This is a genomic window from Streptomyces sp. A3M-1-3 (genome assembly GCF_024213665.1).
Lineage (GTDB): Bacteria > Actinomycetota > Actinomycetes > Streptomycetales > Streptomycetaceae > Streptomyces.
On record NZ_JANAVP010000005.1, the window covers coordinates 146,835 to 162,928 of the forward strand.

Genomic DNA, 16,094 nt, shown 5'->3' on the forward strand with positions numbered 1-16,094 from the left:
CTGTTTGCCACTTTTGCACCGCACCGCCATGGCTGCGCCCGGAGCCGCATGACCGGTAGGCTTTCCGTGTGATCTTCAAGCGCATCGGAAACGGGCGGCCGTACCCCGACCACGGCCGGGAAAGCACCCGGCAGTGGGCGGACGTCGCGCCGCGCCCGGTCCGGCTCGACCAGTTGGTGACGACCAAGGGACAGCTGGACCTCGAGACGCTGCTCGCCGAGGACTCCACCTTCTACGGGGACCTCTTCGCCCACGTCGTGAAGTGGCAGGGCGACCTCTACCTCGAGGACGGCCTGCACCGGGCCGTGCGCGCGGCACTCCAGCAGCGCCAGGTGCTGCACGCCCGCGTCCTCGACCTGGGCTGAGCCCCGAGCCGGGCCGAGCCTCGGTCTGGACCGAGCTGCCCGGAGGGGGCCGACCGGCCCAGCCGACACGCTGTGCGTTGAGCCTTTCGGTCGGTCCGGCCGTCATTCATTGATCATTTAGTAGGCATCGCCAGCGGGCCGCACTACGCTGCGCCCATGAGCATGCTCACTCCCCCCGGCATGGGCGGAAAGTACCGCATCACGGGCGACAAGTACCCGCGGATGCGTCGCCCCCGGCGCCGACTCGCGGCGGCGGTGACCGGGTCGGCCCTCGCGGTCGGGCTGATCGGCTGGGGAACGGCGCAGCTCATCGAGGTGTTCTCGGGCGACGGCACAAGGTCGGCGACGGTCGCCAAGGCAGCCTGCAAGCCCTCCAAGGCCTCCCCGACGCCCCCGCCCGCGTCGCAGTCGCTGCCCCGACCGGCCCAGATCAAGGTCAACGTCTACAACGCGACCCCGCGCAGCGGTCTCGCCAAGGCGGCGGCCGACGAGCTGAAGAAGCGCGGCTTCGCCATCGGCCAGGTGGGCAACGCGCCCGAGCTGTACGACAAGAAGATCGCCGGGACCGGGATACTGCTCGGCCCCCCGAAGGCCACCCAGGGCGCGTTCTCCGTACTCGGCACGCAGCTGGCCGGGGCGCAGCAGAAGATCGACGCGCGGGAGACCGGGGACGTCGACCTGATCCTGGGCACGGCGTACAAGGCGCTCAGCAAGAAGGAGGACGCCGACCGGGCCTTGGCCGCACTGGCCAACCCCGCTCCGGCGCCCTCCCCGAAGTGCTGAGAAACGATTCGTCCCGCCGTCGGACCGGGCGGAGCCAGGGGGTGTCCGGCCGATCACGCCGGACACCCCCTAGCCCGCGGTCCCGTACATCCGGTCTCCGGCGTCACCGAGCCCCGGCACGATGTAGCCGTGCTCGTTGAGCCGCTCGTCCACCGACGCGGTCACCACGGTCACCGGCGTGCCGGCCAGCTCGCGCTCCATGAGCTCGACGCCCTCCGGAGCCGCCAGCAGCACCACGGCGGTGACGTCGTCCGCGCCGCGCTTGATCAGCTCGCGGATCGCGGCGACCAGCGTGCCGCCGGTGGCCAGCATCGGGTCCAGTACGTAGACCTGACGGCCGGAGAGGTCCTCCGGCATGCGCGTCGCGTACGTGGAGGCCTCCAGGGTCTCCTCGTTGCGGATCATGCCCAGGAAGCCCACCTCGGCGGTCGGCAGCAGCCGCATCATGCCGTCGAGCATGCCCAGGCCCGCCCGCAGGATCGGCACGACGAGCGGCCGCGGGTGCGAGAGCTTCACGCCCGTCGTCGGCGTGACCGGGGTCTCGATGTCGACCTGCTCGGTGCGCACATCCCTGGTGGCCTCGTACGCGAGCAGGGTGACCAGCTCGTCGGCGAGGCGCCGGAAGGTCGGGGAGTCAGTGCGCTTGTCGCGCAGCGTGGTGAGTTTGTGCGCCACCAGCGGGTGGTCGACGACATGGATCCGCATGGACACCACAGTAACCGGGCTCCAGGCCGCCCCGCTCTGGCATCAAACCCGCTGTTCGGGGGAAGCTGGGGTCGTACGGACCCATGCCTTGGGGTGGTGTGACCGATGCCGGACCGGGAGCAGGAGCAGGAGGAACTGCAGGAGACGGACGCGGAGCGCAGAGCGCGCCGGGCCCGGTTCCTGCGGGAGCTGAACGAGGCCAAGGAACTGCGCGACCGTGTGCAGCCGAGGCGGGCGAGGGCGGCCCGGATGCGCCAGCAGATGCGGATGCGCACCTTCCGGTGGTGAGCCGGTCCCCGGTGAATCTCGCAGGACTGTGCACGACGCACGGGCGAAGACCTCTCGCGAAGCCGTCGTTTCTGCCACGATTCCGAGTGGGCGGGGCGCAGAACAGCCAACGGCTGCTTCTACCTCTCCCACCTCCGGCCGGGGGGACCCCCAACCGGCACGCCTATGACCAGTGGGAGAGTCACGGTGTACTTCGCCGCACTGCTCGCGCGCACCGAAGACGGGTGGGAAGCGAGCGACACAGAGCTCGACGACGTCGAGACGCTGTCCGATCTGACCGACCTGGCCCGTGAGGCCACGGCCGGCGGGTCCGACGACGAAACGGTGCTCGTCTTCATCGAGCAGGAAGACGCATGGTTCGGCATCGTCCGGGTGGACGGCGAGGAGGACCCTCGTATCTACCTCTCGGACGCTGCCGCCGCTGCCCGCAGCTCGTACGGAGAGATCCTGCTCACGGACGAACTGCTCGGGCGGGAGCCCGGGGCCGCCGAGGAGCTGGACGCCCTCGAAGAGCTCGTCGACCTCGACGGCACGGAGGACGGTGAACCGGACGACGAGGCCGACGAGTCGGACGATGAGTCCGTCCTGTCCGGCGAGGCCGTTCCGTCCGGCCCCATCGGCGACCGCCAGATCCTCACCGACCTCGGAATGTCCGAGAAGGAGCTGCTGTCCCTCGGTACCGAGGCGCTCAGCGACATCGCCGAAGCGCTGGGCGCCGCCGAGGTCCTGGAGACCGTCCGCTAGTGACCTGGCCCGACCCTGTACGTGATCCGTGGCAGGCGCCCATGCGCCTGGCCCTGGAGGAGGCGGCGCGCGCGGCGGAGGCCGGCGATGTGCCGGTCGGCGCCGTCGTGCTGGCCCCGGACGGCTCGCCGCTCGCGGCGGGCCACAACGAACGCGAGGTGACGGGCGATCCGACGGCGCACGCGGAGGTACTGGCGATCCGCCGGGCCGCCGCGGTCGTCGGCGAGTGGCGGCTGACCGGGTGCACGCTGGTGGTTACCCTGGAGCCGTGCACGATGTGCGCGGGCGCGCTCGTACAGTCGCGGGTGGAGCGGGTGGTCTACGGCGCGCCGGACGAGAAGGCGGGCGCGGCCGGCTCCCTCTGGGACGTGGTGCGCGACCGCCGGCTCAACCACCGCCCCGAGGTCGTCCGCGGGGTGCTGGAGGAGGAGTGCTCGGCGCAGCTCACCGCGTTCTTCCGGGACCGCTGAGGCCGCGCCGACAGCGCCGGGGACACTGCGCGGATACGGATTTCGGAGCACGGCCCCGCGTGGGCTAAGCTCTCTCTCGGTAGCGTGTCCGAGCGGCCTAAGGAGCACGCCTCGAAAGCGTGTGTGGGGGCAACTCCACCGTGGGTTCAAATCCCACCGCTACCGCTCTGAGCAGGACGAACAGAGGCCCCGATCCACGCGGATCGGGGCCTCTGTCGTTTCGAACAGGACCGGATAGACTCACGCGACTTCGCACGGGGCGACCAGGAGAGGCCGTACGGATGGTGCAGACGAAGAAGCTCGCGTTGTACGCCGTCGTGGTCTTCGTGCTGTACACGATCATCACCTCTCCCGCCCAGGCCGCCGACTTCGTCCAGATAGGGTTCGAGGGCATATCGAGTGCCGCGCAGGGTGTCGGGGAGTTCATGACCGAGCTGGTGCGCTGAGCTGGAGTGCGGCGCTGGCGCGCTGAGTCCGTACGGTCATAAGGAGTCCCCCCTTGATCCGCCATCTGGTCCTCTTCAAGCTCAACGAGGGCGTCGGGCGCGACGAGCCCCGCGTCGTCGCCGCCGCCCATGCCTTCGAGGAGCTCGGTGGCCTCGTCCCGGAGCTGGAGTTCTGGGAGTGCGCCTGGAACATCACCGACCGGCCGATCGCGTACGACTTCGCGATCAACTCCGCCGTGCGGGACGCGGAGGCGCTGAAGCGTTACATCGAACACCCGGCCCATCAGGCGGCCGCCGGACAGTGGCGCGAGTTCGCCACGTGGGTGATCGCCGACTACGAGTTCTGAGCCGCCGTCACCGCCTGCCCCCCACCCGCCGGGTCGGGGGCTTTTCGCTGCTCATCCGCACAACACGGCGTTAGGCGGTGCTTGCACACAGTGCACATGTCTTGTGATGCTATGACCGCTTTTGACGGATGAGTTGACCGAGTTTGACCGACTGGGTTTAACCGTGAAGGGGTGGCGTGACTGTGCCGGCCAGTACTGCGCCTCAAGCGCCGCCCCAGGAAGAGGCTCCGGTCCGGAGCAGGGGCGCTGACACCCGGGCACTGACGCAGGTCCTCTTCGGGGAGCTGAAGGGCCTGGAGCCGGGCACCCAGGAGCACGCCCGGGTGCGGGGAGCGCTGATCGAGGCCAATCTGCCGCTGGTACGGTACGCCGCCGCCCGCTTCCGCAGCCGCAACGAGCCCATGGAGGACGTCGTCCAGGTGGGCACCATCGGCCTGATCAACGCGATCGACCGGTTCGACCCGGACCGCGGGGTGCAGTTCCCGACGTTCGCGATGCCCACCGTCGTCGGCGAGATCAAGCGGTACTTCCGGGACAACGTCCGGACCGTGCACGTACCCCGGCGGCTGCACGAGCTGTGGGTCCAGGTGAACGGCGCCACCGAGGACCTGACGACCGCTCACGGCCGCACGCCCACCACCGCCGAGATCGCCGAGCGGCTGCGGATCACCGAGGACGAGGTCCTCGCCTGCATCGAGGCCGGCCGCTCGTACCACGCGACCTCCCTGGAGGCGGCGCAGGAGGGGGACGGGCTGCCGGGGCTGCTGGACCGGCTGGGGTACGAGGATCCGGCGCTGGCCGGGGTGGAGCACCGGGACCTCGTACGGCATCTGCTCGTACAACTGCCCGAGCGGGAGCAGCGGATCCTGCTGCTGCGCTACTACAGCAATCTGACGCAATCGCAGATCAGCGCCGAACTCGGCGTCTCCCAGATGCATGTATCGAGGTTGCTCGCCAGAAGCTTCGCGCGGCTCAGATCCGCAAATCGGATCGAGGCGTAACCGGAACGAGTGGAGCGCGTTTCCCGCTGTTCCCGACAGAAATCCCCCAGACCCCCTCGTTCCTGCGCAGATATGTCGACTTGGCGCTACAGCGTGTTGCCGACATGTGACATTCTGCTGGAACCGCGTTTGCCGCAGCTCCGCCTCCGGTATTCAGGTGGAGGCTGCGTTCCTCCGACGGGAGCGTCCGCCGCGACCGTCCGCGACCTCAAGGGGGTGGCATGTCCGTAGAACAGGGCAGCTCGAAGGTGCTCACGCGCGCGTTGAGCGCACCCGACGTGCTCCGCACCAGCTCGGAAGCCATCGACACCCGCACCCTGTCCCGCTCCCTGTTCCTGCGGCTACGCGTACTGGACGCGGAAGCGACGGACAGCCCGGAGCGGGCCTACGTACGAGACACGCTCATCGAGCTCAACCTGCCGCTGGTGCGGTACGCCGCCGCCCGCTTCCGCAGCAGGAACGAGCCGATGGAGGACATCGTCCAGGTCGGCACCATCGGCCTGATCAAGGCGATCGACCGCTTCGACTGCGAACGCGGCGTGGAATTCCCGACGTTCGCCATGCCGACCGTCGTGGGTGAGATCAAGCGCTTCTTCCGCGACACCTCGTGGTCGGTGCGGGTGCCGCGCCGGCTGCAGGAGCTGCGGCTCGCGCTGACCAAGGCGAGCGACGAGCTCGCGCAGAAGCTGGACCGTTCGCCGACCGTCCCCGAACTCGCCGCCGTACTGGGCGTGTCGGAGGAGGACGTCGTCGACGGCCTGGCGGTGGGCAACGCGTACACGGCGTCGTCGCTCGACTCGCCCTCACCCGAGGATGACGGCGGCGAGGGGTCGCTGGCGGACCGGCTGGGATACGAGGACACTGCGCTGGAGGGCGTCGAGTACCGCGAGTCCCTCAAGCCGCTGCTGGCCAAACTCCCGCCGCGCGAGCGCCAGATCATCATGCTCCGCTTCTTCGCGAACATGACGCAGTCGCAGATCGGCGAGGAGGTCGGCATCTCGCAGATGCACGTCTCCCGGCTGCTGACCCGCACGCTCGCGCAGCTCAGGGAGGGGCTGATCGCGGACTGACCGCGGACTGGTTCGCCGGGGTTCCGAATTGACGGGTCGTCAGCCAGACTGGCGCGATGCGACGTCGACGTCTATCGGTGAACGGCCGCCGGGGGGTTCTGCTCGGCGCCTCGGCGGTCGCCGTGCTGGGCCTGGGCGGGCTGGCGGCCGGCTGCGGCGGTGAGGGGCGGGGCGGTTTCGTGGCCGTGGACGCCGGAGGCCGAGCGCGCGCCCACGAAGGCCGTACCGCCCGAGGGCAAGGTCGAGCTGGTGCCGCTGGACGGCGACCGCACGTCCTCCACCTCGTCCGCGATGCCCGCGCCTGGTTCGGCCGCGGCGTCGGGGTCCGTCAGTGGCGCGACGCCACCCGGTTCGGCCGCCGGAAGCGCCGCGGACCCGTCCGGCGCCCCATCGGCCGGTGGTACGGGTGCCGGCACGGGCGGATCGTCCGGCGGTACGGGAGGCGGCAGCGCGTCCGGCGGTACGGGGAGCGGCGGCTCGTCCGGCGGTGGCACCGCTCCGACGGCCCCCGGGGCCACCCCGCCGGCCAAGCCCGCCGAACCGGCCGGACCTGCCGTACTCACGCTCGGGGCGCCGGTGCGCGCGGCGGCTGACAAGCGGTGGTGCGAGCAGGTGACCGTGGAGTTCCGCAACACCGGTGGCTCACCGGTGCGTTCGGGCACGGTCACCTTCGGAACGCACATCATCGGGGCGCTGGGTGTGGACTGGGCGACCGTCGAGTCGGCTCAGCCGCTGCCCGCGCCGATCGCTGCGGGGGCGAGGACGACGAAGACGTACACCGTCTGCGTGGACGCCTGGCGGGTGCCGCTGGGCATGCACATCGAGACGCAGGACGTCTCCGCCGACTGGAGGTGAGTCGGGGCTCCGGACAGGACCTAGCCGAGCGCGAGCCAGGCCACCGCGGCGAGTAGCGCCAGTACGGCGACGGCGCCGAGGATCAGGCCGACGCGCGGGCCTGCCTGCGCAGCCGCCTGCGGGCGCTGCGGCTCGCCCTCGTCGACGAAGGCGCGGAACATCTGGGTGCTGCCCGCGGGGTCGTGGGTGCCCTCGGGGCCTTGGGAGTGCCCACCTGCTGGCGGCTGGTTTCGCATGGTTACGTTCCCACTCGATCGGGTCAATGGTTCCGCCGGTGCGGCGAGATGACGATTGTCCGACTGTAGCGTCCTGGGCGTGAGAGGCGGCCCCGGAACGGGCGTCGAACGTTACCGCCCCTGCACCACCAGAGCGATGCTGCAGGGCTTCGGGGCGCTCAGACCCGGCCAGGGCCTCTCGCGCACCAGGGACTCTGCCCGCCTCGGACTGGATCACGCGCGGGACGTGTGCCGCCACCGTGGCGCGAAAGCGGGGAACCAGGTCATCCAAGACCGTTCGGGATGACCCGCCGGGCTCCGGCCAGGCGCCCAGGAACGGTTGTGTGCCATGGGTCAGAGCCACGAAGTCAGGTCCAACCGCACACGATGCCCTCAGGGGCCGGCAGGTCCCGAGCAGCGCTCGGGACCTTTGCCATGCCTTTAGTCGGCCTCGCCCTATTTCGCTCGCCTTAGGCAACTGGCTTCGCCTATGGTCGCCTAAGGCAACAAAATGCTCGGCGACTGGTCCGACGACGAGGTCGGCCGGCTGAACGCGATGCTCGCCCGCCTGCGCAGCAGCTTCGGAGACTGCCGGACCGGGACCCACCACACCCGCACACCCGCGTAAACACAGACAAGGAACTTCATGGCTTCGACCACACCATCCGGTGTGCGGGGCGGCCACGCCGAGCTCGGTGGCCCCTCGGCCCCCGACGGCACGCCGATGACTCACCGGCAGATCATGGAGGCGCTGTCCGGGCTGATGCTCGGCATGTTCGTCGCGATCCTGTCGTCGACCATCGTCTCCAACGCCCTGCCGGAGATCATCTCCGACCTCGGCGGCGGCCAGTCCGCGTACACCTGGGTCGTCACCGCGGCCCTGCTGTCGATGACCGCCACGACTCCGCTCTGGGGCAAGCTCGCCGACCTCTTCAGCAAGAAGCTGCTGGTCCAGATATCCCTGGTGATCTATGTCCTGGGATCGGTCGTCGCCGGCCTCGCACAGAACACCGGCATGCTGATCGCCTGCCGCGTGATCCAGGGCATCGGCGTCGGCGGACTCTCCGCCCTCGCCCAGATCGTGATGGCCGCGATGATCTCCCCACGGGAGCGCGGCCGGTACAGCGGCTACCTCGGCGCGGTGTTCGCCGTCGCCACCGTCGGCGGCCCGCTGCTCGGCGGGGTCATCACCGACACCGACCGGCTCGGCTGGCGCTGGTGCTTCTACGTCGGCGTGCCCTTCGCCGTCCTCGCGCTGATCGTGCTGCAGAAGACGCTGAAGCTGCCGGTCGTGAAGCGGGACGTCAAGGTCGACTGGGCGGGCGCGTTCTTCATCAGCGCGGCCGTCTCGCTGCTGCTTATCTGGGTGACGCTGGCCGGGGACTCGTACGACTGGATCTCCTGGCAGACGTACGCCATGGTCGGCGGCTCGGTACTGCTCGGCCTGATCTTCGTGTACGTCGAGTCGCGCGCGGCCGAGCCGATCATCCCGCTGCGGCTCTTCCGCAACAAGACGATCACCCTGGCCTCGCTGGCCTCGCTCTCCGTCGGTGTCGCGATGTTCGCGGGCACGGTGTTCTTCAGCCAGTACTTCCAACTGGCCCGCGGCCTGTCGCCGACCATGTCCGGCGTCATGACCATCCCGATGATCGGCGGGCTCTTCGTCTCCTCCGCGGTCTCCGGCCTGGTCATCACCCGGACCGGCCGGTGGAAGGCGTGGCTGGTGGCGGGCGGCGCGCTGGTCACGGCGGGGCTCGGGCTGCTGGGCACGATGCGGTACGACACCGCGTACTGGCACATCGCGGTCTACATGGCGGTCATGGGCCTCGGTATCGGCATGATGATGCAGAACCTGGTGCTGGCCACCCAGAACCAGGTGGCCCCCGAGGATCTCGGCGCGGCCAGCTCCGTCGTCACCTTCTTCCGCTCGCTGGGCGGTGCGATCGGCGTCTCGGCGCTGGGCGCGGTGCTCGCGGGCCGCGTCACCCACTACGTCAAGGACGGGCTGGCCGAACTCGGCCCGCAGGGCGCGGCGATGGGCCCCGGCGGCACCGCGGGCGGGGCGATCCCGGACCTGGACCGGCTGCCCGCGCCGATCCGTACGGTGATCGAGAGCGCGTACGGGCACGGCGTCGGCGACGTGTTCCTGTACGCGGCGCCGGCCGCGCTGCTCGCGTTGCTGCTGACCCTCTTCATCAGGGAGGTCGCGCTGAGCAGGAAGCCGGGCGGGTCGACGGCGTAGGGCCCCACGCCCCCAGGGGTGCTGGAGTTCGTACGCCCGAGACACCGCGCGGTCCCGCTGACGCCGCGCGCCGACGGAGCTTCCCAGCCCGGGTCGCCCCGTAGGCCGGGCGGCCGGGCGGCCGCGGAAGGCGGCCCAGGCTGCCGGCGTGATCCACCAGGCCGGCGCCGACGGGACGCTTCCCGGCCCCGGGGGCGGCGGCCTCGTGGACCCGGCGACCGCAGGAGGCGGCCGGCCGCCGCCAGGGCCCACGCTCGCTCTCGGGCACCGGTCCCCGCGGGCTATCCGTTCCGCTTCGCCTCGATGCCCGCGATCAGCAGGTCCAGGGCGAACCGGAAGTCGCGCTCCCGCATCTCCTGCACCGTGTCACCGCCGCGCGCCTCCAACAGGTCCACCGACTCCTGGAACGTCTCGCGCAGACCCGGCTGTTCGCCGATCGCGCCCATCACCTGGCGGAAGAAGTCGTCCTGGCTGATCCCCGCCTCCGCGCAGCGCTGCGCGAAGCGGCCCTCCACCGCGCCGAATCCGTACACGAACCGGAAGACCGCCGCGAGCGCGCCGGTCTGGCCGTGCGGGGGCAGGCCCGTCCTGCGCATGATGCGCTGGACCGTGGTCGCGAAGGCCATCGAGTGGGGCCCGACGTTGAGGTACTCGCCGATGAGCGGGGACACCCACGGATGCCGTACCAGCAGCTGCCGGTACTCGGTGGCGAGGGCGCGCAGCTGGTCGCGCCAGTCCGCGTCCTCGCCCTCCGCCGGCAGCGTCACCTCGCCCGTGACCGCGTCGAGGGCCAGCTCCAGGAGGTCGTCCTTGGTGTCGACGTACCAGTAGACGGACATCGCCGTGACTCCGAGTTCCGCCGCGAGCCGGCGCATGGAGAACTTGGCCAGCCCCTCCGCGTCGAGCAGCCGGACGGTAGCCGCGGTGATCTTGTCGCGGTCGAGCCCGGCGGGCTGTTCGGCTCTGCGTTTGGGGGCCGCCTTGCCCTCCAGCCACACGCTGGTCCGCGCGAGACTCTTCGCGCGATCCGCCGCGGTCGCCATGGCGCACCCTCCTTGTCCGGTCACTGTCCAGTCACTGTCCGGTCGTCGCCCGGGCGGGCCGGGCGGGCCGACTGGACCGGAATGTCACAGTCCGCCCTGCCCTGCCCCGATGCTATGCCGCCTCTACCGTGAGTCTGCCCGCAGCACGGTGCAGCAGCACCGCGGCGAGCAGGCCGCCCGCCAGGACGGCGGCCGCGCCGACCCACCGGCCGGCCTCCGCCCTTGCGGCGAAGGCATCCGTGACTCGCCGCCGCCCGCCTTCGCCGGCGGGATCCCGCTCGTGATCGCGTACGCCATGGCCGGGTTGGCGATGGCGCAGCCCGCGCCCATTAGCACCAACCAGCCCCATGCCCAGGGCGATGGACACCGGCATGCCGAGCCGCTTGGCCCAGCGGGCGGCGAGCCCGGTGAAGTTGAGGGCGACGACGGTGAGGGCGAACGGCGCGGTGCACAGTCCCACCTCCAACGGCCCGTACCCGAAGACGAACCGAAGGTGCTGGGTGAGCAGGAACAGCGCCCCGTCCATGCCGAAGGTGATGAGCACCGCGCCCGTGAACCGGCTGTCGCGGAAGAAGTGCAGGTCGAGCATGGGGTACGGGATACGGCCGTAGGGGTCGGCGGCGCTGCCGGCGGTGAGCAGCAGGCCGGACCGCAGCGAATAGGCGTTGATCATTGTCGAGCAGCACGGTGAGCTGGGCGAGGCAGATGACGCAGAGGATCAGCCAGCGCCGCGGGTGCCCTCGCGGGACGGTCACGGTCGTCGTCTCGGCGGTCGATCGCGTGTACGCCGTACAGGAAGGACGCGCCGCTACTCGCCCGGCTTGATCAGATAGCCCGCCCCGCGCCGCGTGTGGATCAGCGGCGGCCGTCCGGCGTCGATCTTCCTGCGCAGGTAGGAGATGTAGAGCTCGACGACATTGGCCTGGCCCCCGAAGTCGTACGACCACACCCGGTCCAGGATCTGCGCCTTGCTCAGCACCCGCCGCGGGTTGCGCATCAGGTAGCGCAGCAGCTCGAACTCGGTCGCGGTGAGGTGGATGCCGACACCGCCCCTCGTCACTTCGTGACTGTCCTCGTCGAGGGTCAGGTCTCCGACCGCGAGCAGCGACTCGCTGCGTACGGCGGCGGCGCCGACCGCGCCGGACCGGCGGATCAGGCCGCGCAGCCGCGCCACCACCTCCTCCATGCTGAACGGCTTGCTCACGCAGTCGTCACCGCCCGCCGTGAGCCCCGCGATCCGGTCCTCGGCCGAGTCCCTCGCGGTAAGGAACAGCACGGGCACCTCGGGCAGCTCCCGGCGCAGCCGGCCGAGGGCCGCGAGCCCGTCCATGTCCGGCAGCATCAGGTCGAGGACGACCGCGTCGGGACGGAAGTCCCGCGCCGTGCGTACCGCGGCGGCGCCGTCGCCTGCGCTGCGCACCTCCCAGCCCTCGTAGCGCAGGGTCATGGACAGCAGCTCGGTGAGCGAGGGCTCGTCGTCCACGACGAGCACCCGGACGGGACTCCCGCCGGGCCGAAGCAATTCGGTACGCGCATGGGGCGAGATCGTGGTCATGCTCCCCACCCTGCGCACGGGCCCTGAGACGCCGCTTTCCCCAGCCTGTGAATTCCCTGAGAAAGCGGAGCGCAGCCGGGGCCGCTACAGCTCGAACAGCCGCGCCCCGTTCTCGTAGCAGACCGCCCGCAGCCAGTCGTCGCCAAGCTCGAGCCGCTCCAGCGCCGCCAGTTGATGGACGTACGGATAGGGAATGTTCGGGAAGTCCGTCCCCAGCAGGATCCGGTCCCCGAGATCCGCCAGCCGCGTCCGGTCCGTCACCGGGAAGGGGCTGAACCGCTCCGAGAAGTCGGTGAAGGCCATCGTCGTGTCCAGCCTGACCTCCCGGTACCGCTCGGCCAGCACCAGGAAGTCGGTGTACTCCGGCATCCCCATGTGCGCCACCACCAGCCGCAGCCGCGGATGCCGGGCCAGCAGCCTGCCCACCGGCTCGGGCCCGGTGTGCTTGCCGGGCACCGGCCCCGAACCGCAGTGCATCACCACCGGTACACCGGCGTCGGCGAGCAGCCCCCACACCGGGTCGAGCAGCGCGTCGTTCGCGTCGTACGCCCCGACCTGGAGGTGCGACTTGAAGACCCGCGCCCCGGCCTCGACGGCCTGGCGCACATAGCCCTCCACGCCGTCCTCCGGGAAGAGCGTCGCCGTGTGCAGACAGTCCGGTGTACGCGCGCCGAACTCCGCTGCCCACCCATTCAGCCACGTCGCCATGCCCGCCTTGTGCGGATAGAGCATCGACGTGAACGCCCGCACCCCGAACCCCCGCAGCAGCGCGACGCGTTCGTCCTCCTCGTGGCGGTAGGTGATGGGCCACTCCATCCCGGTCAGCGGTCCGACCGCGTCGAAGTAGTCCCACACCTTCGCCAGCACCCGCTCCGGCATGAAGTGCGTGTGTACGTCGACCAGTCCCGGCAGCCCGAGCCGCTGCCAGAACCGGACGACCGCGTCAGTTTCCGTCTGCGTCAAAGCAATAGCTCCGTTCGACCTTGGCGACATGGACGGAGTAGGTCTCGTACCACTCCGCGCGGCCGCGCTTCTGCGCCGCCTGGTGCTCCAGGTTCCGCTGCCAGCCCTGGATCGACTGCTCGTCCCTGAAGTACCCGACGGTGATGCTCAGCCCGCCCGGGTTCCTGGCCGACTCGTAACCGAGGTAGCCGGGCTGTTCCTTGACCAGCTCCGCCATCCGCGCGGCGGTCTCGGCGTAGCCGCCGTCCTCCTCCTTGCGGAGCGAGGTGAAGACCACCGCGTAGTACGGCGGTTCGAACGGCGGCACAGGACGCTTACTCATGGCTCTCCCCACAACACGGAAACCAGTGCAACAGGCACTCACCTTCCGTCCCGCGCCGCCGCCCTGTCCAGCCTCATTGCCGTACGGGATCCAAAGGGGATCCAACATTTGACCTTCGCGCGCGGCGACCGGGCCGGGGACCGGGGGCGGCAGGTCAGAAGAGCCCTTCCTGCGTCTCACCACCCGCCGCGGCCACCGGCCGCACCGGCACCGTCACCGGCGCCCCGGGGTCCACCCCGGCCAGCCGCCACCCGCTCATCAGCCGGGTGTCCACCACAAGCCCGCCGGCCAGATGCAGATCGGGACCGGCGGCCGCCACCAGCCGGCCCGCGACCACCCCGCCGGCGACCAGTTCCGAGACCACACCGGTCACGGGCTCCAGGTCGCGCAGCCCGAACACCCCGGAGTGGTCCACCACTTCGCACTCCGCGCGCTCCAGCGACTCCGGCCACCCCGCCAGCGCCACCGCCCGTGCATGCAGCGCCGCCACCTCCGCCGCCCGCGCCTCCACCGGCGGCAGGGTCGCCCGTACCGACCGCTTCTGCGCGTACGGAATCCGGTCCGGCACCCCCAGCGCCGTCCGCAGCAGCTCCTCCGTCCGCCGGGCCGCCATCAGCGGCCCCCGCCCCAGCCGGCTGAACGCCACGGCGCCCTGCTCCAGCAGCCGCACCGGGCCCCGCTCCACCGCGGTGATCCCGACCTTGACCATCCCGGGCCCGAACCAGGCCAGGTACACGGAGTACGGGCGCGGATCAGCCGCGTTCGTGTCGGCGGCCACCGAGAACGACCGGTCGAGCCGGGCACACTCCCCGCACTGAGCGCTCCCGCTGCGCCCCCCGATCACGGCGCCCACCGGACACCCGGTCCGCCGCCCCCCGCGCCGCACCCCGACGCAGGACCGCTCCCCCTCGGCCCGGATGCCGAGCCCCGTCCCGTACGCGAACGGGCTCACCCGCTCGCCCCGTTCGGCGCGGTGCCACACCAGCCCGGGCCCGCCGGCGGACCACCGCATGCCGAGGCACTGCCATCCCTCACTCACACCAGTCGGTCCCGCCCAAGCCGGCGATCACTTCCACGCCGTACTCGTCAGGGGCCGCCGCCTCGTCCCAGTCGGCCGTGTAGCCGACGGACAAGTACGCCGTGACGCCCGCGACCTGCTTCTCGTAACACTGCCCCGAGGCAGTCGGCCGCCACCCGTCGGCCGCCGCCGCAGTCCGGTAGAGGGCCTCGACGGCCTCCCGCGAGCCCGCCGCCCGGTACGTCTGCCAGGCGGTCACAAACCGGTCGTCCTCATCGCACCCCTTGGACGGCTCGCCCTGCGGCAGCGCTCCTTCGGGATGTTCCCGGAGAACGGACAGCCCCATCAGCGTCCGCCCGAGCTCCTCGTCCTCGCTCGTACACCCGTACAGCCCACCGGACAACGCCCACACTCCAGCCGCCCCGACCGCCCCGAAGCTTGCCAGCGCGATCACCAGCCCGAGCACGACTCTCCGCAGCATCATGCGGGGCAACCTAGCGCAGCACGAAAGAAGCCCCCCGGACGATGTCCGGAGGGCTTCTCGGCTGTGCACTCGGCAGGATTCGAACCTGCAACCTTCTGATCCGTAGTCAGATGCTCTATCCGTTAAGCTACGAGTGCTTGGCTTCCCGGGCTTTTCTGCCTGGTCGGCGTTGCGGGAACAACATTACATGACCTGCGGCGTGAGGCGAAATCCATTAACCGCACCCATGCTGACCTGCGAAAACACCCCGAAAACGACCCTGCGGCAGTCCTGTGGACGGCGCTTGGGGCGGAGGGCTTGATCCGCAGACGACTGAAGCCCCGGTCCGAGGACCGGGGCTTCAGTGATCAACACGCGGAGGCGGAGGGATTTGAACCCTCGATGGGATTGAAGTCCCAAACCGCATTAGCAGTGCGGCGCCATAGACCGGACTAGGCGACGCCTCCAGCCCCACCCGCGCGAGCGCGAGTGGTGCGTGCAGATGATGACACAGCCCGGCGGCCGGTCACCAATCGCACCCCCACGGTACTAGGCCCGCGCCCGGCAGAGCAAAGCCTCTTCCGTTTGCGCAACGTCGCCGCGAGTGGAGCGTTAAACGTACGGGCGCGCCGCGTCCCCTCGTCCGCTGACCTGGAGCCGCAATGCTGCGCCGCCTCGCCTTCACCGCCGTCGCCTCCTTCGCCGCGCTGTCCGCAGTGCCGTCCGCCGCCTCGGCGACCGGGCCCCTGCCCCTGCCGTTGGGGCTTCTGCAGTCGCCGGACCGGCTGACCGTGGCCGTCGCCGAGACCGGGAACCCGCGGGCGGACGGGTCGTACGAGCTGCGCTGCGGACCGGCGGGCGGTACGCACCCCGAGGCGCAGCGGGCCTGCGACCGGCTCGAGGAGCTGGCGGCGGAGGGCAAGGACCCGTTCGCCCCGGCGTCGGCGGACCAGATGTGCACCCAGATGTACGGAGGGCCCGCCACCGCGCGCGTCTCCGGCACCTGGCGGGGCCGGCAGGTCGATGTCACGTTCGACCGGAGGAACGGCTGCGGGGTCTCCCGCTGGAATGACATGGAGCCGGTGCTTCCGAGCGCGAGGTCCTGACCAGGCACGGTGTGGGCCCAGCGGGCGGATTCGGTGAGAGCTGCCCCTCATCCGCCGTCGCGTGCGCAATCGCTGCCCTTAGACTCCCTCCAG

Annotated in this window: 20 protein-coding genes, 3 tRNA genes and 2 pseudogenes; 14 read left to right on the forward strand and 11 right to left on the reverse strand. The window is 70.7% G+C overall.

Going from position 1 to position 16,094, the window contains the following annotated elements:
* Positions 1-68: 68 nt before the first annotated feature.
* Complete coding sequence (locus NLX86_RS07665; RefSeq protein WP_096626547.1) at positions 69-365, forward strand: type II toxin-antitoxin system VapB family antitoxin; 297 nt, start codon at positions 69-71, stop codon at positions 363-365.
* A 156-nt stretch (positions 366-521) separates the two neighbouring features.
* The gene (locus NLX86_RS07670) at positions 522-1,148 is read left to right on the forward strand and encodes a LytR C-terminal domain-containing protein (RefSeq protein ID WP_254370830.1); all 627 of its coding nucleotides are present in this window, start codon (positions 522-524) and stop codon (positions 1,146-1,148) included.
* Between the two features lie 69 nt (positions 1,149-1,217).
* Here the strand turns inward: NLX86_RS07670 and upp are convergent, their stop codons facing one another.
* Positions 1,218-1,853, reverse strand: a complete 636-nt coding sequence (gene upp / locus NLX86_RS07675) for a uracil phosphoribosyltransferase (protein ID WP_254370831.1) — start codon at positions 1,851-1,853, stop codon at positions 1,218-1,220.
* Positions 1,854-1,958: 105 nt separating this feature from the next.
* On the opposite strand from upp, the gene NLX86_RS07680 reads away from it, so the two are divergent.
* From NLX86_RS07680 to NLX86_RS07720, 9 genes are all read left to right on the forward strand, one after another.
* Positions 1,959-2,141, forward strand: coding sequence for a hypothetical protein (locus NLX86_RS07680; RefSeq protein ID WP_254370832.1), 183 nt, complete (start codon positions 1,959-1,961; stop codon positions 2,139-2,141).
* Positions 2,142-2,327: 186 nt separating this feature from the next.
* On the forward strand, positions 2,328-2,885 hold the full coding sequence (locus tag NLX86_RS07685; RefSeq protein WP_254370961.1) for a hypothetical protein: 558 nt from the start codon (positions 2,328-2,330) through the stop codon (positions 2,883-2,885).
* A gap of 41 nt (positions 2,886-2,926) precedes the next feature.
* Complete coding sequence (tadA, locus tag NLX86_RS07690; protein WP_254370962.1) at positions 2,927-3,355, forward strand: tRNA adenosine(34) deaminase TadA; 429 nt, start codon at positions 2,927-2,929, stop codon at positions 3,353-3,355.
* Positions 3,356-3,433: 78 nt separating this feature from the next.
* A tRNA-Ser gene (locus NLX86_RS07695) sits at positions 3,434-3,520 on the forward strand.
* A gap of 116 nt (positions 3,521-3,636) precedes the next feature.
* The gene (locus tag NLX86_RS07700) at positions 3,637-3,801 is read left to right on the forward strand and encodes a hypothetical protein (RefSeq protein ID WP_254370833.1); all 165 of its coding nucleotides are present in this window, start codon (positions 3,637-3,639) and stop codon (positions 3,799-3,801) included.
* A 53-nt stretch (positions 3,802-3,854) separates the two neighbouring features.
* On the forward strand, positions 3,855-4,148 hold the full coding sequence (locus NLX86_RS07705) for a Dabb family protein (protein ID WP_254370834.1): 294 nt from the start codon (positions 3,855-3,857) through the stop codon (positions 4,146-4,148).
* A 182-nt stretch (positions 4,149-4,330) separates the two neighbouring features.
* Positions 4,331-5,149, forward strand: coding sequence for an RNA polymerase sigma factor SigF (locus tag NLX86_RS07710; protein ID WP_374213845.1), 819 nt, complete (start codon positions 4,331-4,333; stop codon positions 5,147-5,149).
* Positions 5,150-5,370: 221 nt separating this feature from the next.
* Entirely contained in the window at positions 5,371-6,219 is an 849-nt protein-coding gene (locus tag NLX86_RS07715; protein ID WP_254370836.1) for an RNA polymerase sigma factor SigF, read from the forward strand.
* A 159-nt stretch (positions 6,220-6,378) separates the two neighbouring features.
* On the forward strand, positions 6,379-7,074 hold the full coding sequence (locus NLX86_RS07720; protein ID WP_254370837.1) for a hypothetical protein: 696 nt from the start codon (positions 6,379-6,381) through the stop codon (positions 7,072-7,074).
* Positions 7,075-7,094: 20 nt separating this feature from the next.
* On the opposite strand, the gene NLX86_RS07725 is transcribed toward NLX86_RS07720, so the two are convergent.
* Positions 7,095-7,310: a hypothetical protein gene (locus NLX86_RS07725; protein WP_254370838.1), complete on the reverse strand. Its 216-nt coding sequence runs from the start codon at positions 7,308-7,310 to the stop codon at positions 7,095-7,097.
* 493 nt (positions 7,311-7,803) lie between these two features.
* Here NLX86_RS07725 and NLX86_RS07730 point away from each other — a divergent pair.
* Positions 7,804-7,917, forward strand: a pseudogene (locus tag NLX86_RS07730) (MarR family transcriptional regulator); the annotation flags it as partial.
* Positions 7,918-7,935: 18 nt separating this feature from the next.
* Positions 7,936-9,531, forward strand: a complete 1,596-nt coding sequence (locus NLX86_RS07735; RefSeq protein ID WP_254370839.1) for an MDR family MFS transporter — start codon at positions 7,936-7,938, stop codon at positions 9,529-9,531.
* Positions 9,532-9,812: 281 nt separating this feature from the next.
* Here NLX86_RS07735 and NLX86_RS07740 read toward each other — a convergent pair whose 3' ends face one another.
* From NLX86_RS07740 to NLX86_RS07780, 9 genes and pseudogenes are all read right to left on the reverse strand, one after another.
* Positions 9,813-10,574: a TetR/AcrR family transcriptional regulator gene (locus NLX86_RS07740; RefSeq protein WP_254370840.1), complete on the reverse strand. Its 762-nt coding sequence runs from the start codon at positions 10,572-10,574 to the stop codon at positions 9,813-9,815.
* Positions 10,575-10,686: 112 nt separating this feature from the next.
* Positions 10,687-11,178, reverse strand: a pseudogene (locus NLX86_RS07745) (MFS transporter); the annotation flags it as partial.
* Between the two features lie 204 nt (positions 11,179-11,382).
* A complete protein-coding gene (locus NLX86_RS07750; RefSeq protein WP_254370841.1) occupies positions 11,383-12,129 on the reverse strand; it encodes a response regulator transcription factor in 747 nt (248 codons plus the stop codon).
* An 84-nt stretch (positions 12,130-12,213) separates the two neighbouring features.
* Positions 12,214-13,122: an amidohydrolase family protein gene (locus NLX86_RS07755; protein ID WP_254370842.1), complete on the reverse strand. Its 909-nt coding sequence runs from the start codon at positions 13,120-13,122 to the stop codon at positions 12,214-12,216.
* Positions 13,073-13,414, reverse strand: coding sequence for an antibiotic biosynthesis monooxygenase (locus tag NLX86_RS07760; protein ID WP_254370843.1), 342 nt, complete (start codon positions 13,412-13,414; stop codon positions 13,073-13,075). The genes NLX86_RS07755 and NLX86_RS07760 overlap by 50 nt, the downstream gene beginning before the upstream one ends.
* Before the next feature lie 154 nt (positions 13,415-13,568).
* On the reverse strand, positions 13,569-14,453 hold the full coding sequence (locus NLX86_RS07765; RefSeq protein WP_254370844.1) for a DUF2797 domain-containing protein: 885 nt from the start codon (positions 14,451-14,453) through the stop codon (positions 13,569-13,571).
* On the reverse strand, positions 14,446-14,916 hold the full coding sequence (locus tag NLX86_RS07770; RefSeq protein ID WP_254370845.1) for a hypothetical protein: 471 nt from the start codon (positions 14,914-14,916) through the stop codon (positions 14,446-14,448). The genes NLX86_RS07765 and NLX86_RS07770 overlap by 8 nt, the downstream gene beginning before the upstream one ends.
* Before the next feature lie 64 nt (positions 14,917-14,980).
* Positions 14,981-15,053, reverse strand: a tRNA-Arg gene (locus tag NLX86_RS07775).
* Positions 15,054-15,271: 218 nt separating this feature from the next.
* Positions 15,272-15,362, reverse strand: a tRNA-Ser gene (locus NLX86_RS07780).
* A 195-nt stretch (positions 15,363-15,557) separates the two neighbouring features.
* Here NLX86_RS07780 and NLX86_RS07785 point away from each other — a divergent pair.
* Positions 15,558-16,001, forward strand: coding sequence for an SSI family serine proteinase inhibitor (locus NLX86_RS07785; protein ID WP_254370846.1), 444 nt, complete (start codon positions 15,558-15,560; stop codon positions 15,999-16,001).
* The last annotated feature ends 93 nt before the right edge of the window (positions 16,002-16,094 follow it).

Excerpts from the sequence above, each read along its gene's own strand:
- NLX86_RS07670 (WP_254370830.1), top strand. The coding sequence starts at position 522 with ATGAGCATGCTCACTCCCCCCGGCATGGGCGGAAAGTACCGCATCACG.
- upp (WP_254370831.1), bottom strand. The coding sequence starts at position 1,853 with ATGCGGATCCATGTCGTCGACCACCCGCTGGTGGCGCACAAACTCACC.
- NLX86_RS07680 (WP_254370832.1), top strand. The coding sequence starts at position 1,959 with ATGCCGGACCGGGAGCAGGAGCAGGAGGAACTGCAGGAGACGGACGCG.
- tadA (WP_254370962.1), top strand. The coding sequence starts at position 2,927 with ATGCGCCTGGCCCTGGAGGAGGCGGCGCGCGCGGCGGAGGCCGGCGAT.
- NLX86_RS07700 (WP_254370833.1), top strand. The coding sequence starts at position 3,637 with ATGGTGCAGACGAAGAAGCTCGCGTTGTACGCCGTCGTGGTCTTCGTG.
- NLX86_RS07715 (WP_254370836.1), top strand. The coding sequence starts at position 5,371 with ATGTCCGTAGAACAGGGCAGCTCGAAGGTGCTCACGCGCGCGTTGAGC.
- NLX86_RS07725 (WP_254370838.1), bottom strand. The coding sequence starts at position 7,310 with ATGCGAAACCAGCCGCCAGCAGGTGGGCACTCCCAAGGCCCCGAGGGC.
- NLX86_RS07735 (WP_254370839.1), top strand. The coding sequence starts at position 7,936 with ATGGCTTCGACCACACCATCCGGTGTGCGGGGCGGCCACGCCGAGCTC.
- NLX86_RS07740 (WP_254370840.1), bottom strand. The coding sequence starts at position 10,574 with ATGGCGACCGCGGCGGATCGCGCGAAGAGTCTCGCGCGGACCAGCGTG.
- NLX86_RS07750 (WP_254370841.1), bottom strand. The coding sequence starts at position 12,129 with ATGACCACGATCTCGCCCCATGCGCGTACCGAATTGCTTCGGCCCGGC.
- NLX86_RS07755 (WP_254370842.1), bottom strand. The coding sequence starts at position 13,122 with ATGTCGCCAAGGTCGAACGGAGCTATTGCTTTGACGCAGACGGAAACT.
- NLX86_RS07760 (WP_254370843.1), bottom strand. The coding sequence starts at position 13,414 with ATGAGTAAGCGTCCTGTGCCGCCGTTCGAACCGCCGTACTACGCGGTG.
- NLX86_RS07770 (WP_254370845.1), bottom strand. The coding sequence starts at position 14,916 with ATGATGCTGCGGAGAGTCGTGCTCGGGCTGGTGATCGCGCTGGCAAGC.
- NLX86_RS07785 (WP_254370846.1), top strand. The coding sequence starts at position 15,558 with ATGCTGCGCCGCCTCGCCTTCACCGCCGTCGCCTCCTTCGCCGCGCTG.